26 protein-coding genes and 1 pseudogene are annotated in these 21,785 nt (G+C 42.6%); 12 read left to right on the plus strand and 15 right to left on the minus strand.

Features of this window, described 5'->3' with window-relative positions; translation table 11 throughout:
• Together DESOR_RS19510 and DESOR_RS19515 are read right to left on the minus strand one after the other, a co-directional pair.
• Entirely contained in the window at positions 1-1,113 is a 1,113-nt protein-coding gene (locus DESOR_RS19510) for a 2-oxoacid:acceptor oxidoreductase subunit alpha (RefSeq protein WP_014186311.1), read from the minus strand.
• Positions 1,106-1,321, minus strand: coding sequence for a 4Fe-4S dicluster domain-containing protein (locus tag DESOR_RS19515; RefSeq protein WP_014186312.1), 216 nt, complete (start codon positions 1,319-1,321; stop codon positions 1,106-1,108). Before DESOR_RS19515 ends, DESOR_RS19510 begins: the two co-directional genes overlap by 8 nt.
• A 351-nt stretch (positions 1,322-1,672) precedes the next feature.
• Here DESOR_RS19515 and DESOR_RS19520 point away from each other — a divergent pair, with 351 nt between their 5' ends.
• The gene (locus DESOR_RS19520) at positions 1,673-2,584 is read left to right on the plus strand and encodes a ribonuclease Z (RefSeq protein ID WP_014186313.1); all 912 of its coding nucleotides are present in this window, start codon (positions 1,673-1,675) and stop codon (positions 2,582-2,584) included.
• Positions 2,585-2,737: 153 nt separating this feature from the next.
• Here the strand turns inward: DESOR_RS19520 and DESOR_RS29485 are convergent, their stop codons facing one another.
• Positions 2,738-2,887 carry a hypothetical protein gene (locus tag DESOR_RS29485; protein ID WP_158309054.1) on the minus strand — a complete coding sequence of 50 codons (150 nt, stop codon included), beginning with the start codon at positions 2,885-2,887 and terminating at the stop codon, positions 2,738-2,740.
• 479 nt (positions 2,888-3,366) lie between these two features.
• On the opposite strand from DESOR_RS29485, the gene yyaC reads away from it, so the two are divergent.
• Positions 3,367-3,888: a spore protease YyaC gene (gene yyaC / locus DESOR_RS19525; protein WP_014186314.1), complete on the plus strand. Its 522-nt coding sequence runs from the start codon at positions 3,367-3,369 to the stop codon at positions 3,886-3,888.
• Here the strand turns inward: yyaC and DESOR_RS19530 are convergent.
• A complete protein-coding gene (locus DESOR_RS19530; RefSeq protein WP_014186315.1) occupies positions 3,885-4,619 on the minus strand; it encodes a 4Fe-4S double cluster binding domain-containing protein in 735 nt (244 codons plus the stop codon). The genes yyaC and DESOR_RS19530 overlap by 4 nt on opposite strands.
• Before the next feature lie 220 nt (positions 4,620-4,839).
• On the opposite strand from DESOR_RS19530, the gene DESOR_RS19535 reads away from it, so the two are divergent.
• The 5 genes from DESOR_RS19535 to DESOR_RS19555 all read left to right on the plus strand — a co-directional run bounded on the left by DESOR_RS19535 (position 4,840) and on the right by DESOR_RS19555 (position 8,909).
• Positions 4,840-5,250, plus strand: a complete 411-nt coding sequence (locus tag DESOR_RS19535; protein ID WP_014186316.1) for a YjdF family protein — start codon at positions 4,840-4,842, stop codon at positions 5,248-5,250.
• Positions 5,251-5,686: 436 nt separating this feature from the next.
• Positions 5,687-5,872, plus strand: a complete 186-nt coding sequence (locus DESOR_RS19540) for a hypothetical protein (protein WP_042331437.1) — start codon at positions 5,687-5,689, stop codon at positions 5,870-5,872.
• Positions 5,873-6,209: 337 nt separating this feature from the next.
• Positions 6,210-6,758, plus strand: a complete 549-nt coding sequence (locus DESOR_RS19545; RefSeq protein ID WP_014186317.1) for a UBA domain-containing protein — start codon at positions 6,210-6,212, stop codon at positions 6,756-6,758.
• Positions 6,759-6,787: 29 nt separating this feature from the next.
• Positions 6,788-7,462, plus strand: coding sequence for a response regulator transcription factor (locus DESOR_RS19550; RefSeq protein ID WP_014186318.1), 675 nt, complete (start codon positions 6,788-6,790; stop codon positions 7,460-7,462).
• Positions 7,452-8,909, plus strand: a complete 1,458-nt coding sequence (locus tag DESOR_RS19555) for a sensor histidine kinase (protein ID WP_014186319.1) — start codon at positions 7,452-7,454, stop codon at positions 8,907-8,909. The genes DESOR_RS19550 and DESOR_RS19555 overlap by 11 nt, the downstream gene beginning before the upstream one ends.
• Here DESOR_RS19555 and cysK read toward each other — a convergent pair.
• Positions 8,906-9,808 (minus strand): cysteine synthase A, encoded by a 903-nt coding sequence (cysK, locus tag DESOR_RS19560; protein WP_014186320.1) that lies wholly within the window; start codon positions 9,806-9,808, stop codon positions 8,906-8,908. The two genes, DESOR_RS19555 and cysK, sit on opposite strands and share 4 nt — an antisense overlap.
• Positions 9,809-9,939: 131 nt before the next feature.
• Between cysK and DESOR_RS19565 the strand changes: the two genes are divergently transcribed.
• Positions 9,940-10,674 (plus strand): alpha/beta fold hydrolase, encoded by a 735-nt coding sequence (locus tag DESOR_RS19565; protein ID WP_014186321.1) that lies wholly within the window; start codon positions 9,940-9,942, stop codon positions 10,672-10,674.
• Positions 10,675-10,739: 65 nt separating this feature from the next.
• Here the strand turns inward: DESOR_RS19565 and DESOR_RS19570 are convergent, their stop codons facing one another.
• The 6 genes from DESOR_RS19570 to DESOR_RS19590 form a co-directional block, all read right to left on the minus strand.
• Positions 10,740-12,053, minus strand: coding sequence for a TRAP transporter large permease (locus DESOR_RS19570; RefSeq protein ID WP_014186322.1), 1,314 nt, complete (start codon positions 12,051-12,053; stop codon positions 10,740-10,742).
• A complete protein-coding gene (locus DESOR_RS19575; RefSeq protein WP_242832366.1) occupies positions 12,050-12,562 on the minus strand; it encodes a TRAP transporter small permease in 513 nt (170 codons plus the stop codon). The genes DESOR_RS19570 and DESOR_RS19575 overlap by 4 nt, the downstream gene beginning before the upstream one ends.
• 20 nt (positions 12,563-12,582) lie before the next feature.
• The gene (locus DESOR_RS19580; protein WP_014186324.1) at positions 12,583-13,671 is read right to left on the minus strand and encodes a TRAP transporter substrate-binding protein; all 1,089 of its coding nucleotides are present in this window, start codon (positions 13,669-13,671) and stop codon (positions 12,583-12,585) included.
• A gap of 338 nt (positions 13,672-14,009) precedes the next feature.
• Complete coding sequence (locus DESOR_RS27500; RefSeq protein WP_014186325.1) at positions 14,010-14,303, minus strand: hypothetical protein; 294 nt, start codon at positions 14,301-14,303, stop codon at positions 14,010-14,012.
• Positions 14,304-14,341: 38 nt separating this feature from the next.
• Entirely contained in the window at positions 14,342-14,503 is a 162-nt protein-coding gene (locus tag DESOR_RS29795; protein ID WP_014186326.1) for a hypothetical protein, read from the minus strand.
• A 518-nt stretch (positions 14,504-15,021) separates the two neighbouring features.
• Positions 15,022-15,951: an EamA family transporter gene (locus DESOR_RS19590; RefSeq protein WP_014186327.1), complete on the minus strand. Its 930-nt coding sequence runs from the start codon at positions 15,949-15,951 to the stop codon at positions 15,022-15,024.
• Between the two features lie 225 nt (positions 15,952-16,176).
• On the opposite strand from DESOR_RS19590, the gene DESOR_RS19595 reads away from it, so the two are divergent.
• Together DESOR_RS19595 and DESOR_RS19600 are read left to right on the plus strand one after the other, a co-directional pair.
• Positions 16,177-17,433, plus strand: coding sequence for a M48 family metallopeptidase (locus DESOR_RS19595; protein WP_014186328.1), 1,257 nt, complete (start codon positions 16,177-16,179; stop codon positions 17,431-17,433).
• A 15-nt stretch (positions 17,434-17,448) separates the two neighbouring features.
• Complete coding sequence (locus DESOR_RS19600) at positions 17,449-17,775, plus strand: DnaJ family domain-containing protein (RefSeq protein WP_014186329.1); 327 nt, start codon at positions 17,449-17,451, stop codon at positions 17,773-17,775.
• A gap of 60 nt (positions 17,776-17,835) precedes the next feature.
• Here the strand turns inward: DESOR_RS19600 and DESOR_RS19605 are convergent, their stop codons facing one another.
• Positions 17,836-18,330, minus strand: coding sequence for a rubrerythrin family protein (locus DESOR_RS19605; RefSeq protein WP_014186330.1), 495 nt, complete (start codon positions 18,328-18,330; stop codon positions 17,836-17,838).
• A 289-nt stretch (positions 18,331-18,619) separates the two neighbouring features.
• Here DESOR_RS19605 and DESOR_RS19610 point away from each other — a divergent pair, with 289 nt between their 5' ends.
• Complete coding sequence (locus DESOR_RS19610) at positions 18,620-19,429, plus strand: ParA family protein (protein ID WP_042331439.1); 810 nt, start codon at positions 18,620-18,622, stop codon at positions 19,427-19,429.
• Between the two features lie 376 nt (positions 19,430-19,805).
• Here DESOR_RS19610 and DESOR_RS19615 read toward each other — a convergent pair whose 3' ends face one another.
• The 3 genes and pseudogenes from DESOR_RS19615 to DESOR_RS28305 all read right to left on the minus strand — a co-directional run bounded on the left by DESOR_RS19615 (position 19,806) and on the right by DESOR_RS28305 (position 21,435).
• Complete coding sequence (locus DESOR_RS19615; protein WP_081468536.1) at positions 19,806-20,435, minus strand: MMPL family transporter; 630 nt, start codon at positions 20,433-20,435, stop codon at positions 19,806-19,808.
• 210 nt (positions 20,436-20,645) lie between these two features.
• Entirely contained in the window at positions 20,646-20,834 is a 189-nt protein-coding gene (locus tag DESOR_RS19620) for a ferredoxin (protein ID WP_014186333.1), read from the minus strand.
• A gap of 109 nt (positions 20,835-20,943) precedes the next feature.
• Positions 20,944-21,435 (minus strand): annotated as a pseudogene (locus DESOR_RS28305) (hypothetical protein).
• Positions 21,436-21,593: 158 nt separating this feature from the next.
• On the opposite strand from DESOR_RS28305, the gene DESOR_RS28310 reads away from it, so the two are divergent.
• Positions 21,594-21,767, plus strand: a complete 174-nt coding sequence (locus DESOR_RS28310; protein ID WP_014186334.1) for a CDIF630_02480 family spore surface protein — start codon at positions 21,594-21,596, stop codon at positions 21,765-21,767.
• The last annotated feature ends 18 nt before the right edge of the window (positions 21,768-21,785 follow it).

The raw sequence follows: 21,785 nt of genomic DNA on the forward strand, positions 1-21,785 counted from the left end.
CTAAACCTCCCGAATTCTCTCTAGAATTTCATTGGGGGTTATTAGTTCTCCGTCGGTGCGGTTTAGAAGCTCTACCTTTCTATAGCCAAAGATTCTCTCTATCTCCCCGGCCAATTGACCACTATTCATCTCCACAACCAAGTATTTCCGGCCTTCATATTTCTCTAATTGCTTCTGGGGAAAAGGCCAAATCGTAATCGGACGAAAAAGTCCCACCTTCAGCCCCATACTCCGGGCTGTATGTACCGCCGACATAGCTGAACGAGCAGCACAGCCATAGGCAATTAAAACTAGTTCCGCATCATCAAGCTGCACCTCTTCCACCAATTGGATCTTTTCTAAATAAGGACTTAGCTTCTGAGTCAAACGCTGCATAAATCGCCTGGTCACATCCGGGTTTCCTGTCGGTAAACCCTTTTCATTATGAGTTAAGCCTGTGACATGATAGCGGTAACCATCCCCAAAGTTTGCCATAGCCGGGATCATGCTCTCATCGTTTTCATAAGGAATATAGTCATGGGGAGTAACATCGGGACTCTTTCTGTTAATAATTATCAATCTTTCAGGTATGATTACCTGCTCCCTCAAGTGCCCAATCACTTCATCCATGAGAAGTATTACCGGGATGCGGTATTCCTCGGCCATATTAAAGGCTTTAACGATAAGTTCATAACATTCCTGCACGGATGAGGGAGTTATGACAATAATAGGATGGTCTCCATGAGTGCCCCAGCGAGCCTGCATAACATCCGCCTGAGCAGGAGACGTAGGTAATCCTGTACTGGGTCCGCCCCTCTGGACATTAACTACCACACAGGGCACTTCGGTAGCAATGGCATAGCCCAAATTTTCCTGTTTCAGTGAAAACCCCGGACCGCTTGTCGCTGTCAAGCTTTTAAGACCAGTCAAAGAAGCCCCGATGACCGCTGCCATGCTGCCGATTTCATCTTCCATTTGAATAAACGTACCCCCGATGGCGGGTAATCTCTCTGCCATTTTTTCAGCGATTTCCGTGGAGGGAGTAATTGGATATCCCGCATAAAAATGGACTCCAGCCGCCAAAGCTCCTTCTGCAACCGCTTCATTCCCTTGCATTAATCTGGGCTTATTCATCTTTCGTCACCTCGATGTTTATGGCAAAGTCCGGACACAATCGTTCACAAATTTTACAGGCTATGCACTGCTCCGGCCTGGCAACAACTACCCTCCCCAATTCATCGCTTTCCAGCACTTTTTTGGGGCAGAAAGCTATGCATATCCCGCACTTTTTACACCAATCTACTGTCACAATCACTTTAGTATCTTGAATTGCTGTAACCAATACCCATCTCCCCTAATCTCTAAGTTGACGAACAACACACCTGTCCCTGCGCTTGCGCTTGAGAATCTGAGAACGCTTGTCAAGTACAAAAGCGATCCCTATTTCCTATTTCTAAATTCTTTTTCGCCAGCCTTATTAGTTTTCCCTCCCCAAATGACTAAATTTTTAAAACATTTAGAATTATTACGGTAAACTTCTACTTACATTTAGACAGAGTACATTAGAAATAATAATCTGAATCCATTCAAGCAGGGAATACCTAATTCTATGACAGCCAGCTAATAAATAGCCTAGAAAAAGAGATGATAAGAGGATATGGTATGCAATTAAAATGTTGTGAGGGGATTATTTATGCTTGATATTTGTCTGCTGGGAACTGGAGGTGTAATGCCGCTTCCAGGCAGATGGCTTTCATCCTTGCTTATTCGCTGCCAAGGAAGAATGATTTTGATCGACTGCGGCGAAGGCACCCAGGTCCCCTTAAAAAAATTACACTGGGGCATAAAAACCATTGATGCTATTCTTTTTACTCATTATCACGCAGATCATATTGCAGGTTTACCTGGCTTGCTTCTTACCATAGGCAATTCAGGCAGGACAGAGCCTTTGTCTTTGCTGGGTCCTCCCGGATTAAAAAGAGTTGTCGAGGGCTTAACTATAATTGCTCCTGAACTGCCTTTTGAATTGACTTTATCAGAATTACCAGATACAGACTGCAGTGAAAAACGTATTGGCGAAATTCACCTAAAATCTATTCCGGTAAATCACACGGTTTCTTGCTTTGCCTATTGTTTTGAGCTTAATCGGAAAGGTAAATTTGACGTTGAACGCGCAAAGAAGCTAGGCATCCCAACTCATTATTGGAAAACTCTTCAAAAGGGAATAGCAATTTTTCTTGAAGGAGAAAAAATCAGCCCTGAAATGGTCCTTGGTCAAAAACGTAAAGGGATTAAAGTATGCTATTGTACTGATACAAGACCTACCAGCGGCCTTGTCCAGTTCATTAATGGCTCAGACCTTTTTATTTGTGAAGGTATGTACGGAAATGATGATAGTTATCCTAAAGCCCTGGAAAAAAAACATATGCTTTTTTCTGAAGCGGCCTTACTTGCAAGTCAGGGAAAGGTTAAGGAATTGTGGCTTACTCACTATAGCCCCTCGGTGATGGATCCCGAGGAATACATGGACGCAGCGAGAGCTTTATTCACCAATACAAAAGCAGGGATAGATTTGCTTATGAGTTCTTTGAAATTTGCTGATTAACCCACATGCTGCTGTTGCAGCACCAGCAGAGAGTACTTCCGGGTCAGGCAGCTTCGCCACATCCTGCAAGAAAAGCTAATTCGTGCGAAGACAGTGTCTTCGTGACACCGCAGCATTCCGAGGCTCGCCTACTCGCCGGCGCGGGAGCTATCTTCAGCGGATAAGTATTCTTTGGAGATAGCCGCTTCGAGCGAAAATGTCCACCGGACACTTTCGTGCCAAACCTCTGGGTAATACTTGGAGTGAACCACTGGCTCCGCTGCCCCACACCGGCTTGTGGCTTTTACCGCCTCTCCATGCCATGGGTTCACTCCTGTGGACGAAGCTGCTCTGGCTTTCGGGTCTATGGGGTCTTTAGATTGTTTTGGGTCATTAGAAGGGTTTTTTTTGCACGCTAGTGGAATGCTTTTGGATGTTAATTTTTCTGAGTAAATACCTCAAGCCTCGTGTTAATCTGGTTTTTCCTTCGCCTACCTATTCTTTATGATTTCAGCGTTCTTATCAGCCTGTTCAGTTAAAATAATCTTCCTTCGTCAGTAATGCATTACCCATGAAATAAGCATATATTTTCCTCTCATTTATACAATGAATAGTAGAGTTATTCCCAAAAAGCTAAGGCAACTCTAATAGCTGCCGTATGCTTCGGAACTTTTAAGGCCTAGCTCTAATGTAAGCCAGACTGAGATAAACCAGATCTGGTTGATGAGGGGTGAAAAATCATAGACAATTCCAGACGAATCTTAGCCTCAGTAAATTCCTTCGCTTATAATTTTAGCGATAAGATGCTTTTTGTCTCAATATTAAGAGAGTTGACCACTAAAAAAAGGGTCCTCTTTGCCTGTATCGGTACAGACCGAGCGACGGGTGACTGTCTGGGGCCATTGGTTGGGTCAAATCTAAAACGTCTTGGTTATATGGTTGTAGGAACTCTGGATGAACCTCTCCATGCGCAAAATCTCATGCAAGAACTCCATACCATTTCCAGCTTCTATAATCCCGATATTGTTCTAGCCATTGATGCTTGCCTAGGTAAACATGATGAGATCGGCAAAATTTCCTTATCCAATTCCCCATTAACTCCAGGTGCAGCGGTACATAAGAATTTACCTACGGTAGGAGATATCTCGATTATGGGAAACGTTAATATGGGAGGATTTTTAGAGCTTCAAGTGCTGCAGTGCACTCGTCTCCATACGGTTATGAAACTGGCCTCAGATATCACACACTTAATTTGGCAATCAATCCCCGCCGCCCCAAAAGATGATTTGGCTGCCAGACCCATAAGCCAAAATCAGTGTTCCTAAAGGGATTTTTTTCCCCATGGGCAAACACGAATACAAATACCGCAGATAGGCTTACCGATTTCCGGACGTTTGGCAAAGTCCTCATTTACCTTTTCCACACAGCGTGAAAAGTAAAGGGCCTCTTCCCTGGTTTGAGGATGATCTTCCCATACCCCTCCCTTGATGGCCCCTGCCGGACAAGCCTCTTGACATCTTTGACATGAACCGCATCGATTAGCTAACAAAGGGTCCGCTTCCAGGGGGGCATTGGTCAGCACTGTAGCTAAGCGTACACGCGGACCATATTGGGGCGTAACCAATAAAAGGCTTTTACCCTGCCAGCCAAGACCTGCCGCCTTGCCCAGCGCTTTATGAGATAAATGACCCATCCAGTTTACTTTATCAAGGGTTTGGGAGGCTGGGATAGCTAAGGCCCGGAAACCTTGACGGATAATTTCATTTTGCAGCTGCAAGGCAATACTATCTAACAGCGCATTGGTAGCCAAATAGTGATGTAAGTAGAGAGGGTTAGGCCCATCAGTTATAGTATCAAAAACCTCTCGGGAAACAGCAACCGCAATTACGATGGCATGAGTATAGTTGTCAAATAATCCATCCGGTAACGTTGGCAGCCCCTGGACACGGTTTAAATCAGCAATTCCTACTAAATTCGCCCCTAACTCTATAGCCTTTTGCTTAATTTCCATACTTCTATCCACGTTATCATAATCCTTTCCTCGATCTAAAACCAAAGCTATATTGGTTCTCCTTTAAAATTCCACAAAGTTGATAAACCTCCTTTATTTATCAGGAGGTCTAATTGCCAAGTTCAATTATTTTTTAGTATAATGCACTAGAACATAAAAACACTGTCCGGTTGGTAGTCCTGATGCACTGAATAATTCAGTGTCGTATCCTTCCCTCTCGGGATGTCCCTTGTTCAGCAACTGTTTTTGAGAGAGGAATTTTATCATGAAACTTACAATTTATTTTGATGACCAATTTTGGGTGGGTGTCATTGAAGAGGCAGCTGATTCAAAGCTAAAAGCGGTTAGGCACATCTTTGGGCCTGAACCTCATGACTCTGAAGTTCTTTGGTTTGTTAACCATTCGATGGTTGACTTGTTTCTAGCCGCAAAGCCTCTAAAATGTTCTGTCCTGCCTAAACACAAGGCCGCTAATCCCAAAAGGCTTGCCCGGCAGGTTGCCAAGGAAATGCACAATAAAGGGATTTCAACCTTTTCACAAGAAGCAATCAAGGAAGACCTAAAATCCCGCAAACAGGAAAGACAGGTTCTTTCAAAATCACAGCGTGAAGAATTGGCAAAAAAGAAACGCTTACTTGGGACTCTTAAAGCAAAGGCCAAACACCGCGGAAAATAATAATTTATAGTATGTGACTAACGCCGGGACTAATCCCCGGCGTCTTTTTCTCTAAACAACAACCGCCCACCTACATAGCAGACAATCTTAATCTTAACTCTTTCGTTGACCTGAGGTCTCTTTTCTCAACTCGCCCACTCAGAGGTTAGTTTCGTGGCCTCCGCCCATGACAATTTAAATTCGGAATCGATTCCGAATTTAAGCAGAAACCACGCAGTGATCCATATCAATTGACGACTAAATCCGCGACATCAAACTGTGAAATATCTCTATCCTGCGCATATTCAAAGCACTTTGATTCAATCCACGCCATCGGATCATCTCCTTAGTTTTACAAATTTCGTTCTTAAGTCCTAATAAAATATGACTAACGACATATGCTCATTGCTTCCTTCCTCTTGTAAACTGTTGAAAAAAGTCGAAGGGATGATAATTGATGTATGGAAAAAGAAAAATAAATAGATCTGGCACTTTATTGGCTGCACAAATGATGTGTGAAAAACAAGATTCTTGTTCTTCAGTCAAAGAATGTACTACTCGAAAAATGACACCAGAAGAATGGGAGAAATATGGACCATTGAATATAATCGACAGTAAGCTAATGAAGAAAAATAAAAATTGACATTAGGCTTATCCCTTCCCGACTGTAAAGATTGCGGTCGGTTTTCTTTTGCTCAGAATGACATTGAAGATTTAATTTAAGCCATTGATTTAATTTGAGAATTTCGTATATTATAAGTGTATCTTGTTTGTATCTTACGCGTAGAAAATGAGGTATTTTATAGACTCTAAAATTCTTAAAATCCTGAACCACAGAGATTTCAGCGGTTTTACATTAACTTTAAAGAATTAAATTTTAATCTTATTTTAATTTTTATCAAATTCTCCTTGAAGTTTTTTTGGTTAGAATTTATTCATACCCAATGGCAAATGCTGAAAAACAAAGGAGGACACTTATCATGACAACTTTAGAACAAGTGGAAAAATTACGTGCCATGGCGAATATAAGCTACGAAGAGGCTAAAACTGCGCTGGAAGCAACCAATGGGGATTTACTGGAAGCCATTATCTATTTAGAGAAACAAGGAAAGATCTCTTCACCGGCTGGAGACGGTTTCTACAGCAGCAAAAAAGCTTCCTCTGCCAATGACCCGTTATTTGAAGAAGCCTGCTGGGAAAAACACAAACACTGCCACCACGGAAAATCCTTCATGTCCCTTCTGAAAAAAATCAGCAGATTTTGCTTTGATCTTATCCGGAGAGGAAATTCAAACACCTTTGAAGTCCTGAAAGGGGAAGAAAGCAAAGCTGCCATCCCTGTCACAGTCCTGGCCCTGATGCTGCTCTTCGCCTTCTGGTTCACTATACCCCTGATTATTGTGGGACTGTTCTTTGGCTTTCGCTATCGCTTCCACGGACCGGACTTTCGTGGCAACACTGTGAATGATGCCATGAATAGTGCTGCCGATGCCGCTGAAAACCTCAAGAAATCAATCAATGATATTTAAAAAAACCATTGGAAACGGTGGGACTATTAATGAGTTCGAAAATCCTAATCATCGAAGATGAAGAAAAAATAGCTCGCTTTGTCGAGCTGGAACTTGGCTATGAAGGCTATACGACTACCAAAGCCTTTGATGGCCGAACAGGGCTTGAACTCGCCGAAACCGGCGAGTTCGACCTTATTTTATTGGATATCATGCTGCCCCAGTTAAGCGGCATGGAAGTGCTGCGCAGAATCCGCCGGGTTTCTTCCGTTCCGGTCATCATGTTGACAGCACGGGACAGCGTCATGGACAAAGTTTTCGGCTTGGACAGCGGCGCAAGCGATTACATCACCAAGCCCTTTGCCATTGAAGAACTTCTCGCCCGCATCCGCAATGCTCTCAGAAAAACTTCACAAGAAGGAACCGTACTGTCTGCTTCCGGCCTGCTGATGGATACGGGGCGTCATGTGGTCACAGTGCAGGGTACCCCTATCGACTTAACCAAACGGGAATTTGATCTCCTTCACTATTTGCTGAAACACAAAGGCTTAGTTGTTTCTCGAGAAACACTCCTGGAAAATGTATGGGGTTTTGATTTTTCGGGAGAAACTAACGCTGTTGATGTTTACATACGATTTCTGCGCGGAAAAATTGATGAAGTGTTTGATATTAAGTTAATTCACACCGTAAGAGGAGTGGGGTATGTGATTAAGGATGAAAAGTGAATCCGAGAGCACTCCAAAAAAGCGTATCGGAGATAACCTGCGCTTTTCCCTCGTCTTTAAACTTAACATTAAACTTTGGTTTCGATTACTAAGACAATTAATCATTCTCAACTTAATAATCTGCCTGGTTTCAGCCCTTGGACTGGTTGTGCGTGCCGAACAAACTGCCGCTGCAGCAGCTGAAATGTTAGAGCAGACCGGATTTCCCATCCCCTATTCCGAAAATTGGCTGGAACTGACAGGCTGCAATATTTCACAACAAACCGAGAAACCTGATGGGTTTCTGATACCTGATAAGATGCGGACCTATTTTCCTGAGGTGACGGCAGAAGGGGTAAGGGAAATTGATCTGCCCGATTGGGATAGTCTTACTTCATGGAGTCAATTGGAAGATATCGCTTATCATGTAACCATCGGTCATGACGGACTTTATTATCGCATTTCTATCCGTCCCTATGAGACCCTGAAGATATTGGCCGGGATGTTTGCCATACTCCTCTTGGCAGAGCTTATCATGCTGATCCGAAGTATGATTTCAGGATCTAGAACCATCCGCAAAACCCTCCGGCCTATTGAAGTATTAGCCCAAACCGCCCATAACCTCAATGCCAACGGCGTTTTTGCCCCTGAACAGTTAGAAGTTCTGGCCGGTAAATTAGATGACATTAATGCTACTCGTTTGGATACCAGAATTCCAGTCAGTGAGACCCAAAGCGAGCTGAAAACCCTCGCCTCTGCTATCAACGGCATGCTGGACCGAATCAACGAATCCTATCGTTCCCAAGTGCGTTTTGTATCCGATGCCTCCCATGAGTTAAGAACCCCGATTTCCGTCATTCAAGGCTATGCCAATCTCTTGGACCGCTGGGGAAAGAATGATGAGAAGACCTTGCAGGAATCCATTGATGCCATTAAAGAGGAAACAGCCAATATGAAAGGCCTGGTAGAGCAGCTGTTGTTTCTGGCAAGAGGGGACAATAATACAATGTCTCTGCAGATAGAACGTTTTGATCTTTCTGCCCTGGCTCTTGAGATCCTTAAGGAAACCCAGATGATTGACAGCGGGCATGAATATGACTCAAATGTCCAGACCGTTTTCATCGATGCCGACAAAAGCCTTATCAAACAAGCTGCCAGGATACTCATTGACAATGCCATGAAATACACGCCCACCGGAAAACGAATCACGATTTCAGTTCAAAACAATGAAGGTTTAGCCCGTTTATCCATACAAGACGAAGGCATCGGTATCCCACCAGAAGCGGTTGCAAAGATTTTTGACCGGTTCTTCCGAACGGATGAGTCCCGAGCCAGAGCCACAGGAGGAGCCGGGCTAGGGCTTTCCATTGCCAAATGGATTACAGAGCGCCATGGCGGACACATGGAAGTCTTAAGCAGACAGGATATTGGCACCAGAATCTCCATTGTCCTGCCAAAGGCCAATTAGATTAAGGATGTACTAAAATAGCGTTCAACTCGGTCAGGTAATATGGTCACTATGTTTAATGTCTCCCCATACTTTTGGGACATTTTTATGGCTGCCCATACATTAGCCCCTGAAGAGGTTCCTGCCAGAATTCCTTGACCTCTGGCTAAATCCCGGGCAGTTCTTATGGCGTCGTCATCCGTAACCTCTACAACTTCTTCAATCAGATTTACATCAAGTACGTCCGGGATAAAACCATCACCAATCCCTTGAATTTTATGCAATCCAGGTTCGTGCCCCAGCAGAGCAGAGACATTCTTAGGTTCTACGGCAATGATTTTGGCTTTTGGGTTTCTTTCCTTGATATATTTGCCCACGCCTGCCAATGTCCCTCCGCTCCCCAGCCCGGAAACAAAGACATCCACTTGGCCCTGCATTTGTTCCCATATTTCCGGAGCAGTGGTTAGGTAATGAATTTCCGGGTTGTCAGGATTCTCAAACTGCTGGGGAACAAAGATACCTGGATTTTTGACTTTCTGTCTCTCCACTTCTGCCACTGAGCCGCCAATACTATCCTCTGCTTTGGTTAAGATGAGCTCGGCTCCCAGAGCCAAGATAATCTTTTTTCTTTCCTCGCTCATATTTTCAGGCATGACAATGACGACTCTATACCCCTTTTGCACACCGGCCAAGGCTATTCCTATTCCGGTATTGCCGGAAGTTGGTTCCATAATTGTCATACCCGGCTTCAAAAGCCCCCGGTTCTCCGCCTGTTCAATCATGTGCTTGGCAACTCGGTCCTTGATACTTCCCCCTGGGTTCAAAAATTCTGCTTTAGCAAAAATATTTAGTCCTGTCAGTTTTTTCAAGCTCAGCATAGGAGTATTGCCAATAATATCTAGGATTTGATCAATTATCATTTCACTACCCCTCACTTTAAAACATTCTTTACAATTGCCATTAAGAAAACTTTACGAAAATTTCCCGCGTGTTATAATCATACCATAATATGGAGACTCAAAATAAAGATTTTCTATTTGGGAGGATAATAATGGCACATATTAGCAATGATTCCGTAAAAATCAACTACGAAGTTGAAGGAAACGGAGATTGCCTTGTTCTTGAGCACGGCTTTTTAGGCAGTATCGAGGATTGGTATGAATATGGTTATGTTGAAGCTTTAAAGAAAAACTATAAACTAATTTTAATTGACGCTCGCGGACATGGAAAAAGTGATAAACCAGATCAGGCCAAAGAATACTCCTTATACCTGCGCTCACAAGATGTGATTAAAGTTCTTGATGCTGAAAAAATAGACCGCTGTCATTTTATGGGGTATTCCATGGGCGGTTGGATTTCATTTGGGTTAATGAAATGGTTCAAGCAGCGGTTTCACTCTTTTATTCTTGATGCTATACATCCTTATGTTAACGATATGCTCTCTATGCGAAACTTAGTAAGAACTCTGGATGAATGGGCCCCCGATCATAACGTCTCTCCAGGAAAAATTCAAAGGTTACTTGCCAATAATCGGCAAGCTCTCTTAGCCGCCGTTGAAGAAGCGCGAACAGATCATAGTGATGTATTAAAAAGTATGACACTGCCCTGTTTATTACTGGCTGGGGAAAATGATGAGATGTATAAAAAAATAAAGGAAAGTTCAAAACTATTCCCCATGTTAAAATTCGTTACCATACCTGAAGCAGACCATTGGCAATCTTTGTACAAAAGCGAATTCATCATCCCCCAAATTGAGGAATTTCTTCAGACAATTAAAATGTCATAATTCAAGACCTGTCTTATAATGAGTGTCGTCATTATGAGACAGGTCTTTCTGCTGTGCAGGGATTCTTACATTTTCATCAGCAGTTTGGGCAAGAAGGTTGCCAAGCCCGGAAAAATAATCAATAAGATCAAACAAATGACGATAGTACCTAGGAAAGGCCATACTCCCTTAAAAATTGTTTCCAAAGGAATCTCTGGGGCAACTCCTTTAATAATGTAGACATTCATTCCTACCGGGGGTGTAATAACACCCATGGCGACAACTAAAACCACAACTACTCCAAACCAAATTGGGTCATATCCCAAGGTATTTACGACCACAGGGAAGAAAATGGGAATGGTAAGCAAAATTAAGGCTAAAGCATCGATAAAGCAGCCTAAGATCAGGTAGATGAAGAGGATCATGCCCATAATAGCAAAGGGAGGGAGATCAAGAGCCCCAACCCAATTTGCCAGCTCAAAGGGCACTCTGCTGATAGCCATAAAACGTCCAAAAATAACAGCTCCCGCCAGCATAAACATGATCATGGCACTGGTTCGAGTGGTATCAAACAAGGATTTTTTTAACATTTCCAGACTAAGCCTTTTTTCCAGCAAACTAACGATTAGTACGCCTCCTGCACCTACGGCCCCCGCCTCAGTGGGTGTAAACCAACCTGCAAACAGACCGCCGATGGATAGAATAAAGACAGCCAATGCTTCCCCCAAACCTCCTTTAAGAGAAGCGATTCTCTCTCTCCAGCTTGACTTTGCTCCCGCCGGTCCCAGGCTGGGATTACGGAGAGTGAGCCAATAGATCATGCCCATGTTTAAAAACGTCAACAAAATTCCCGGCAGGATACCCGCCATAAAAAGCGCACCGACTGACTGTTCGGTGGCTGTGCCGTATAAAATAAATATCACACTGGGAGGAATCATAACCCCCAAAACCCCGCCTGCTGCAATACTGGCAGTGGATAAGGACTTATCATAATGATATTTATCCATTTCCGGCAGAGCAATGGCTGCCATCGTTGCCGCAGTAGCAGTATTTGAGCCGCAAATAGCTCCGAAGACAGCACACGCCGCCTGAGTGGCAATTGCCAGGCCGCCGGGCAAATGACCCACTAATTTATGAGCAAAAACATAGAGACTCGTTCCAATTCCGGAGTAATAGGCCAAAAAGCCCATCCAGACAAACATGGGAATAACACTTAGAGAATAAGACGTAAAAGTATTATACAATTCTTTGGCCACCATATCTAAGGATGCAGGCACAGAGGTCAAATGACTAAATCCAACAAAACCGACGAGGGCCATGGCGTAGGCAATAGGCATACGCATCATCACTAAAGCAAAGAATATTAATATTCCAATCAAGCCAACTAAAAATACGCTCATTGTGTCACCTTCTTAGCTGCACCTATTCCGAAAGTTCTTCGCAACGAAAGGTAAAATTTAACAAAAATCACCAAGCAAAGCCCCATTAGCCCTAAAGCAACCAAATAGATAAAGGGATAGACGGGGATTTCCGCTGAAGGTGAAACAAGCTTCTTAAGCTTCATTGCTTGCGCAAAATTCGTCAGAGCCCAAGCTGCAGCAGCCCATAACAGCAACGAAATTATATTAACTAAGACCTCTGTGATGGATTGTATTTTGCGCGGAAAACGTTCAATGATAAAGCTTACCGCAATATGGCCTTCATGGAAAGCACAGTGAGCCAAGGCAAAGGCTACTCCCAGAGCTGTTAAAAAGCCTACCAGCTCATAAGTCCCTAAAATAGGTTGACTGAAAACCGTCCTTAAAACAATATTAGCTACAATCAACAGCATCACAGAAAAAATGCACAGCCCTGCTAATTTATCTAAGACACTGCTTATTCTTTTTACTTGGTCCGACAATGGCTTCAACTCCAGATTCCCCTTCCGGATTACTGATATTCCTTATTATATTCCTCGGCAAGACTCTTTACTTTGTCTAAAATTTCTTGTCCGTTTTCTCCCTTTTCCTTCATTTGAGCCACATAGTCATCCTGTATGGGTTTTATGGTATCGATCCATTTCTCCTGTTCTTCCGAAGAAAGATTAATAACTTCCATGCCTTTTTCATCAACAGCATATTTTAAAGCGGCTTCATTTTGTTTATCCCACAAACCCATGGCAACGTCTTCAAAGAACTTTTCATTTACCTTTTCAATGGCTTGCTGATCTTCAGAACTTATCGAATTCCATTTATCCAGGTTCATAGTAATATAGAACAAGTTATTGTAGAGGAACGGTGTCCTGGTCAGATATTTCGTAACTTCTGCCTGTTTCCATCCCTGCAGCACTTCAATGGGGCCCAAATTTCCTTTTACCACACCCTTGGATAACGCTTCATAAGCTTCGGATTGAGCCATGGCCACAGGAGACGCCCCAAGTGCACTGAGACTTTTAGCACTAAGACCTGTTGCTCTGATTTCTAATCCCTTTAAATCCTGCAGTGAACGAACAGGTTCTTTAGTATATAAATCTCCAGGGCCTGTGGTGAATACCATCATCAGCTTTGTATCTTGAACCTCTTTGGGATTAATTTCTTTGATACCTTCCCAAGCCACCTTACTGGCTGCTTTTGAATTAACATACTTAATACCCGGCAGTTCAAAAACCTCTAATACGGGGAAACTGCCGCGAGTATACGAAAAACAAGATAAGCCCAGATCTGCTATACCATTAACAACACCATCATAAACAGCATCAGCCTGTAGGAGAGTTTGCGCAGGGTAGCTGGTAATTTTAACTCTTCCTTCCGTTGCTGTTTCAATAGCTGCGATCCAAGGCTGAATTAATTCTGTCTCAGCCGGGTGAGTAGCGGGAAAGAAATGGGCCAGTTTTAGCTCAACAGTCTGGGATTTGCCTTCACTGGGAGCAGACGCCTGCTGTCCGCATCCTGTAAGCATAATCAAACTTAATGCCAGCAAACCAAGAAAAACCCCTCTTCCCCATGACTTTAACCGTGATTGGCATAACCTTTTTTTCACAATTATCTCCCCTTCTTTATAAAAAATTAAAATAAAAAAACTCCTAACAATAGGAGTTTAAAAACTGCGCAATACCCAATATCCGTCAATTGACAAACGGATACCAAGAATAAACCACACCTTATTTCCTACCGTCCTACAAATTCTGCCTATGAACCATCATAATACCTTTGCTGCTACCTTACTACATTACTACAACCTTTTTAAGAATCCTACAACTACTACTGCCGCTTCCTGCGACATACTACTAAACTATACTATGCATTCTTACTATAAAATACCATACTTCTTTTTGAAAATCTACTCTTAAATTTCCAGATTCCCGGATTTATGTTCAATTAACTGGCTCGTCTTATGGTATACGGGGTTTTGGCCATTTTTACCTGGAGCCTGCGCCTACTATATCTCTGGCGTTTTTGATTAAGCCTATACTTAAGGACTAAAAAATACGATCCGACAACTGCCAGGAAAATAGTTAAAACAAAATATCCCGTTGCTAAGGATACATTAAACGTAAGGTTGTACTGGGCTAAATGTCTTGATAGGGCATTTTCAATAGCCCAGGTTTTTAAAGATCCCAAGCCATAAAACAATAACGAAAAAAGATAACAATACGCAGTAACAGTTGGCATTTTTTCCGCCTCCAAACACAAGTTCTTAAAACTTTATCCTAACCACACATAGCCCAATCTCCAGTAATGCACTGGACACAACCACCGGCACGAATTAATTTGTTGTGACACACCGGACATTGGTTATGCTGGATTAACCAACCTTCACAGGGCTCCAAGCAACCCATTTTTTGATGACAGCCAGCACATACGTCCTTCATCTCGCCACTCCTTAGTACATATATTTGCGCATGGTCCGAACTTATGTTCTTATTATAACTCGATCCCCCCCTGATATCAATACCAAAATTCAAAAAGAGGACTCCCGGGGTCGGGCAACTTCGCCATATCCGCTCACCGCAGCATTCCGAAGGCTTGCCCACTCGCCGGCGCAGGAGCTATCTTCAGCGGATAAGTATTCTTTGGAGATAGCCGCTTCGAGCGAAAATGTCCACCGGACACTTTCGTGCCAAACCTCCGGGTAGTACCTGATGTTAACCTGTGGCTCCGTTCACCCGCGCCGTCTTGTGGGCTTTACCGCCTCTTCATGCAATGGGTTCACTTCTTTGGACGAAGCTGCCCTGGCTTTGGGGTCTAGGGATTCTTCTGCATGTCTTTAGGCCTTTTTTCAGCAGTACAAACAAGGGTTCGCTATCAAAGCCATAACAAAAGAAAAAATAAGAGCCCATGATCCCTTTTCGGACCGTGAGCTCTCATTCAACCTTAATTAAGTATGATTTCACTTATGGCTTGCCAAAGTTCTCTTCACTGTCCTTGGCGGAGTTTTTCCTGTTTTGGACACTTGAACCAAGAAGACTCCTTCCAAAATAATGATCGCTGATAGAATTACAAAGGATGAAACCGGCTCTTTAAGAAAGACTGCCCCTAATAAAATCCCCACAACCGGATTTACATAGGCATAAGTGCCGGCCTTTGAAGCAGGCCACTTTTCCAGGACATAAATGTATGAACTGTAGCCAAGAATGGAGCCCACAAAAATCAAATAAGCCATAGCCCCTATTCCCTTGATTGACAAATGAATGCTGCCTGCCTCCCCTATCAATAACCCCAGGATTGTCAGCCCTACTCCTCCGGCGAACATTTGAATTCCGATATTGGCCACAATTGATCCGGAAGCTTTAAACGTTTTGGAATAAACAGAGCCTGTCGACCAGGAAAGAGCTGCCAGCATCAGCAAAACTCCTCCTGACAGATTAATGATATTAGCATCGGCGCCTGTCAAAGCCAGAAGGGCGACACCGCCAAAGCCTAAGAACAAGCCCAGCCATCCCTTCCAACCAATTCTCTGTTCCTTAACAAAAAACAATTCTAAAACCGCATTAAAGAGCGGGACAATAGCCATGATTAAGGAAGTTGCCCCCGAATAAACCCATTGTTCCGTCCAGACTACGATCCCATTCCCACCCATTAATAAAAACAAACCAACGATGGCTTGATTTCTAATATCTCTAAAATTATCCGGCAGCTTATAGCCTCGGAAATAAGCAAAAGACAATACCAAAGCTCCAGCAATTAAAAACCTTAATCCGGCGAACAGTTCCGGCGGAAAGTCACTTACTCCTATTCTTATGGCAAGATAGGTAGACCCCCAGATAATACAAACCCCAATGTATGCTAAGATTACTTTATACTCTTCACTCTTTCCCACTCTTTGCCTCTCTGTCCGCGGCAAACTATGCAAAGCAGATTATGCCGCATTTTTTTCTAAAAATATTCCTGTATCATTATATAGCCTTTTCAAGAACCGGCAAAGCTTCTTTTCGTTATAATCTATCCTCCATACACACTCTTTTCATTTATTTACCTGCATTCCAGTCTAAAATAAGACTATAATAGAAGAGAAGCTTTCAAGTGATGGGGTGGATAATACATAATGACAAATTTAAAAAGCACACGGCTGGTCAGAAACAGCTGGTATCTTCTTATAGGATTAAGCTTAATTTTTGTTTTACTTTATCTTTACTCAGCTCTCTTTCCCGGACCAATGCAGCCGGCAGTAACTAAATTCTTCTCACAGAACACAGCCATCCAGGCCAGACTATATAACACAACTCCCCGTATCCTCTCTATGACCGAGTTTATTCTCCAGGCTGTCCTGCTTATTGGACTGCTCTTTAGTTCTTTAGGGCAGACTCTCTTCCGGCGCTTTGTAAACTCAAACACCCCTTATTGGCAAGCTTGTGTTTTCTCAATACTAAGCCTCTGGTGTTTATTAAAAATTTTAGCTTTGCCTTTTTCATTTTTCATCAGCTTTTACTGGCAAAAGATTTGGGGGTTTAGTACTCAGAGCCAGGCTGCCTGGTGGATTGACTATTTTAAAAGTGCCGGTATCGATCTGATTATAACCTTATTGGGAGGACTAATTTTTTTCTGGTTAGTAAACCGCTTTTCCCGCTCTTGGTGGATTGTCGGTACCGCTCTCTTCAGTTTATTCCTGGTAATCCAATATCTATTATGGCCCATCGTCATTTCTCCTCTCTTCAACCGTTTTGAACCTGTACAGGACGCTGCTGTTGTCACCATGGTCAAGGATCTGGCTCAACAGGCCGGGCTTGAGATTAGTGATGTCCTCGTGATGGACGCCAGCAGTCAGACCACCTTAGCTAATGCTTATTTCACAGGATTAGGCAGCACCAAGCGAATTGTCATTTATGATAACCTTCTTAACAACTATTCCTTAGGGGAAGTCAAAGCCGTGATTGCTCACGAAATGGGGCATTGGCGGCATAGCGATGTAGTGCATGGGCTTATTTGGGCCATGTTCGGAGGATTTGTTGTCTTCGCTCTTCTAACTATCCTTTTGAAACCCTGGTTGCCTGAACATTCTAAAAAGCCCCCTCAGCTCTGGGCTGCCTTACAACTAGCTCTGCTCCTTCTCCTTTTCTCAAGTAATCCCATTCAAAATTCCCTATCCAGAGATATGGAATATAATGCGGATCGTTTTTCCCTTGAGCTGACAGGAGACCTTAAGGCAGCGATTCAGCTGCAGAAAGATTTAGCCGACACAAGCTTGGCGGATTTATCCCCTTCCCCATTTATAGTCTGGTTCAGCTACAGTCATCCCCCCGCCCTCGCCAGAATTAACGCCTTGCTTAAAGAGGCCCAGCAGACCAACACTGCCGGTGATTAAAGGAGCTGATGGTTGATGTTTGATATATTTAAACAACTTGCTGAAGACAGAATCCAGCAAGCCATGAGAAACGGCGAATTTGATAACCTCCCATCACGAGGCAAACCTATTAACCTTGACTACTGGGCAAGCCTTCCCCAAGAAATACGCGCAGGTTATATGGTCTTAAAAAACGGAGGATTTGTACCGGAAGAAGTACAGCTCCTCAAAGAGATCAATGAATTCCAGGAGCAATTGGCTTCCTGTACTGAACCGGAATTTAAAGTGACTGTTACCAAAAAGCTTCAAGAGACACAGTTAAAATATGATTTAATCCTTGAACTCAAAAAACGCAAGAAATAGCAGGAAAAGCAGCCTCATTCTGGCAAAGAAGAGGCTGCTTTCTTAATATTCATTACCGGACTAATACTTGATGAATTTCGATCCTGGAGTGCCGCAAATAAAACATTTTTCCGGGACTGCTTTTTCAATATTCCCGCATATAGGACAAAGATAATAATAAACTTCTTCCTCTTGCTCTAAATTTTCAAGAGCTTCTTGATAAAGCTTTGCGTGAACTTCTTCTGCCTTTAAAGCATATGTAAAGGTTCTTATCGCAGCTTTATTTCCTTCTTCTTCAGCAGCTTTTAAAAATTCCGGATACATACTTTGATACTCATGGTTTTCCCCGCTGATGGCATCCTGTAAGTTTTCAGATGTTGACTTAATCTTACCTGCAACTTCAAAATGTTTTTGAGCGTGAATGGTTTCAGCATCTGAAGCAGCTTTAAAAAGCTTGGCAGCGTTTTTACGGCCTTCCGCTTCAGCTTTTTTCGAATAAGCCTGATATTTACGATTGGCCTGGGATTCTCCAGCAAAAGCTTCCATTAAATTATTGAGTGTTTTTTGGTCATCCATACCATACCCTCCCTAATTTTTTAGTTTTAATATAAATTGATAATTTAATTATACACTATATCATAAAAGAAACGTTATAGTCTAACCCATACTTTGAATCTAAATTATTCTTTAAAAAATATGAATCAATTATTCTGTAGAAAAATGTAGAGTTATAGCTGTAATTTTTCATTTCAGGTATGAATAAGATAGTAATTCGGCCTAAAGCTCAAAAGCCAAGTGTATACCAATATGGAAACATATGGTAAAATTAAGTATATTTATTTTTTATGAAGGGGTTGTTGTACCTATGGCTAGACATACAAAAGCGTCCAATAAATCCAATAATGCTAAGTCGGCACGGATTATCTCCGTTACCTCACAGAAAGGCGGGGTGGGTAAAACGGCTACTGTCACAAACATGGCTGTAGGGTTAGTAAGTCTCGGCTATAAGACAGCCATTGTTGACATGGATGCTCAAGGCCATATTGCCCTATCCTTCGGGATTGAGAAGTCCAACTTAAAGAAAACCATTTATGATGTATTGACAGGCGAAGCCAAAATGAGGGATATTCAAGAGAATGCTTTTGGCGTAGATCTCTATCTATCCAACACTTCCCTTTCTGAACTTGTGCCCAAAGTCATGGTTAATCTTAACACAAAGCACTTTCCGGCCTCAAAATACTTATTGAAAAACGCCATCAGCCAAATAAAAGCTCACTATGATTATATTTTAATTGACACTTCCCCCAGCAACGATATCATTACGATGAATTCCTTATTAGCTTCCACGGATATTATTATACCAGTCCTTCCAGAGGGTCTGTCTATTGACGGGATTTTTGAGACCATTGGTTTGATTAAAAGCATTCAGGAGCAAGGTGCTAAAGTTAATATTTTAGGAGTTTTGCCTACCATGGTCCAAGATCATACAAACCTCCACCATGTCATGCTCCAAGATCTGAGAAAACGTTTCGCCGAAAGCCCCGACATCAAGGTATTTGACACTGTGATCAAACGAGCCATCCGCCATGGATTGGCACAAACTCATGGCAAGCCGGATATTAATAAGGCTCCGGAGTACCTGTCCTTTGTCAAGGAAGTATTAGATATAGCTTAATTTTGCCTTGAGATAAAAATGCGATGGTTCGGGGGTCGGGCAGTTTCACCACATCCGCTCACCGCAGGCATTCCGAGGCTCGCCCACAAGCGGCTGCGGGAGCTACGCCAAACCTCCGGGTAGAACCTGATGTTAACCATGGCTTCGCAATCCCCGTAGCCGCTTGTGGGCTTTACCACCTCTCCATGCAATGGGTTCGCTTCTATGGACGAAGCCGCCCTAGCTTTCGGGTTCACGGGTTCTTCAGACTGTTTTAGGAGTCTTTTTCAGAGCAGCTTAGCTTTAGGCTTCCTTTTTCAGAATAGTATTATAATTTCCGCCTGGCACTAAGCCAGTCGGCCGAACTTTTTAATGAACAGTTGTCCCGAGAGTCTCGTCACTGAATCCCTCCCCATTCTCGTAAGCATACTTTTTGTAAAAAATGATCCTGAATAGAGATGAAGGCTGGGATGACAAAGGGCAATAGGATGACGCTTAAAATAATAATCCCCAGACACACACAGACTGCCAGTTCAATCAAAGTATTAATTCCTGAGGGTGCTAAGGTTGCAAAGGTTCCGGCAAGAATCCGTGCTGCAGAAAGAACCACTCCCCCTACATTAGCCGAAGCTTTAACAATACCCTCATGAGGGGTTGAGCCACGATATTCTTTAAACCTCATCATCAGAAATATGCTGTAATCCACTCCCAAAGCAATGATCATTACAAAGCCAAAGAAGGGTACATTCCAAGCCAGCTCCCCGCTATGGAGAAACTTCTCGGCAAATAAGCTTGTCAGAGTGATGGAGGTATAGAAGGACAACAACAGTGAACCAATAATATATAAGGGAATCCAAAAAGACTTAATGATCAACGCTAAGACCGTAAAGATTCCTATCAGCACGATGATCTGAGTCGTTTTCATATCCGATACGGCGATACCATGGAGATCATTGGTTGTGGAAGTTTCACCGCCGATAGCATATTGACTATTGGCCAGAGTAGTCCCGGAAATTGCCTGAGGAATTAAGCATTTCTCTTACCCCATCGTTTGCCGAAGTCATGCCATTTACAACCTGTTTTGTCTGACTGTCTGAATAGAGATAGCAAATTCCTCCCTGAAGCAGCACATTAAAATCAAATGACTATCACTAATATATGTAAAATAAGCTTCCAAAAGGATTGCTTTTGGAAGCTTATTTTACATATATTTAATAAAATTAGATAAACCAAAAAACTACTTAATATGAATGCAATGAGCCGGGCATCCCGCTGCAGCTTCTTTAGCTGCCTCCTCGTACTCACTGGGAACCGGATCAGCGATAACATATGCTAATCCATCGCTGCCCATCTCAAATACCTCAGGACAAAAAGCCGGACAGGATTCGCACCCCATACACTGTTCTTGATCTACTTCTGCAGTCATAATTCTAACCTCCTCTAAATTTACAGGATTTCTTCTGGATAACCCAAACTAATCCTATCACAAAAGAGGTTGTTTAGAAAGCAAAACACATCTTTCTTGTAAGCCTTAATTAAACAAAGATTTCCGGCTCACTTCGATCTGCGAACTCTAATTCCAATTCCTCTTTATGTCTGATGTAGTCCTCATCATCATCGTATTTTGCCTGTGAAGGACAATTTTTGATACAGGCACCACATTTAATACATATTCCATTTAGCTGTGAAACATCGTCAGCATTATATCTTTCAATTCGATCAAAGCGTCGTCATAGTTTCTATTGCCGTAGACAACGATGGGAATTGCTAAAGCTCCATTACTAGTAATCATATTTAAGTATTTGAGCAACACATTAGGTACTCGTCCGGCATAAACCGGTACTCCCAAAACAAGAATCTCGTTCTTTTTAAAGGAGACTGCTCTGGTTCTGGCTTCCGGCAGTGTAAAATTCAAAGGTGGAAATTTGGCCATCTATACTCTCAGCAATCGTCTTTGCTAATCCCGTTACTATTTTTTGAGTTGTACCCGTAGGGCTAAAATACATGGAGTTAATAGTTTTATACATTTTACGACCTCCTCGATCACATATTTCCCCTGAAGCTAGTATATTCTAAATATTCGGCGAAATATGTCGAAACAGCGAAGAAAAGAAACTTTATCAAAACAAGTATTGAACAAAAATTTGGGAATACTAAGTCAGAAATTTAAAAGGAGGTTTGGTTTATGAATAAAAATAAATCAAAAGAAAAGTTTATGGCAAACCCCATTGAAAGACATGACACGGCTGCTTGGCGGGGACATATCGAAAATGTTAAACCTCAATCAAACGTTCCTATTCCCAGTGAAGAGTCGGTACAAAATGCCAAAGAATGGGTGGATACTAATTCCTTATCCTAAAACTTTAACACCAAAACA

This window comes from Desulfosporosinus orientis DSM 765 (assembly GCF_000235605.1).
GTDB classification, from domain to species: Bacteria; Bacillota; Desulfitobacteriia; order Desulfitobacteriales; family Desulfitobacteriaceae; genus Desulfosporosinus; species Desulfosporosinus orientis.

What these genes read in the sequence shown, in the direction of transcription:
- DESOR_RS19520 (WP_014186313.1), top strand. Translation starts at nt 1,673, where the DNA reads ATGCTTGATATTTGTCTGCTGGGAACTGGAGGTGTAATGCCGCTTCCA.
- DESOR_RS19605 (WP_014186330.1), bottom strand. Translation starts at nt 18,330, where the DNA reads ATGGATGACCAAAAAACACTCAATAATTTAATGGAAGCTTTTGCTGGA.
- DESOR_RS19535 (WP_014186316.1), top strand. Translation starts at nt 4,840, where the DNA reads ATGAAACTTACAATTTATTTTGATGACCAATTTTGGGTGGGTGTCATT.
- DESOR_RS19545 (WP_014186317.1), top strand. Translation starts at nt 6,210, where the DNA reads ATGACAACTTTAGAACAAGTGGAAAAATTACGTGCCATGGCGAATATA.
- cysK (WP_014186320.1), bottom strand. Translation starts at nt 9,808, where the DNA reads ATGATAATTGATCAAATCCTAGATATTATTGGCAATACTCCTATGCTG.
- DESOR_RS19565 (WP_014186321.1), top strand. Translation starts at nt 9,940, where the DNA reads ATGGCACATATTAGCAATGATTCCGTAAAAATCAACTACGAAGTTGAA.
- DESOR_RS19600 (WP_014186329.1), top strand. Translation starts at nt 17,449, where the DNA reads ATGTTTGATATATTTAAACAACTTGCTGAAGACAGAATCCAGCAAGCC.
- DESOR_RS19555 (WP_014186319.1), top strand. Translation starts at nt 7,452, where the DNA reads ATGAAAAGTGAATCCGAGAGCACTCCAAAAAAGCGTATCGGAGATAAC.
- DESOR_RS19550 (WP_014186318.1), top strand. Translation starts at nt 6,788, where the DNA reads ATGAGTTCGAAAATCCTAATCATCGAAGATGAAGAAAAAATAGCTCGC.
- DESOR_RS19510 (WP_014186311.1), bottom strand. Translation starts at nt 1,113, where the DNA reads ATGAATAAGCCCAGATTAATGCAAGGGAATGAAGCGGTTGCAGAAGGA.
- DESOR_RS19540 (WP_042331437.1), top strand. Translation starts at nt 5,687, where the DNA reads ATGTATGGAAAAAGAAAAATAAATAGATCTGGCACTTTATTGGCTGCA.
- DESOR_RS29485 (WP_158309054.1), bottom strand. Translation starts at nt 2,887, where the DNA reads ATGGCATGGAGAGGCGGTAAAAGCCACAAGCCGGTGTGGGGCAGCGGA.
- DESOR_RS19610 (WP_042331439.1), top strand. Translation starts at nt 18,620, where the DNA reads ATGGCTAGACATACAAAAGCGTCCAATAAATCCAATAATGCTAAGTCG.
- DESOR_RS19570 (WP_014186322.1), bottom strand. Translation starts at nt 12,053, where the DNA reads ATGAGCGTATTTTTAGTTGGCTTGATTGGAATATTAATATTCTTTGCT.
- DESOR_RS19620 (WP_014186333.1), bottom strand. Translation starts at nt 20,834, where the DNA reads ATGACTGCAGAAGTAGATCAAGAACAGTGTATGGGGTGCGAATCCTGT.
- DESOR_RS27500 (WP_014186325.1), bottom strand. Translation starts at nt 14,303, where the DNA reads ATGCCAACTGTTACTGCGTATTGTTATCTTTTTTCGTTATTGTTTTAT.
- DESOR_RS28310 (WP_014186334.1), top strand. Translation starts at nt 21,594, where the DNA reads ATGAATAAAAATAAATCAAAAGAAAAGTTTATGGCAAACCCCATTGAA.
- yyaC (WP_014186314.1), top strand. Translation starts at nt 3,367, where the DNA reads ATGCTTTTTGTCTCAATATTAAGAGAGTTGACCACTAAAAAAAGGGTC.
- DESOR_RS29795 (WP_014186326.1), bottom strand. Translation starts at nt 14,503, where the DNA reads ATGAAGGACGTATGTGCTGGCTGTCATCAAAAAATGGGTTGCTTGGAG.
- DESOR_RS19595 (WP_014186328.1), top strand. Translation starts at nt 16,177, where the DNA reads ATGACAAATTTAAAAAGCACACGGCTGGTCAGAAACAGCTGGTATCTT.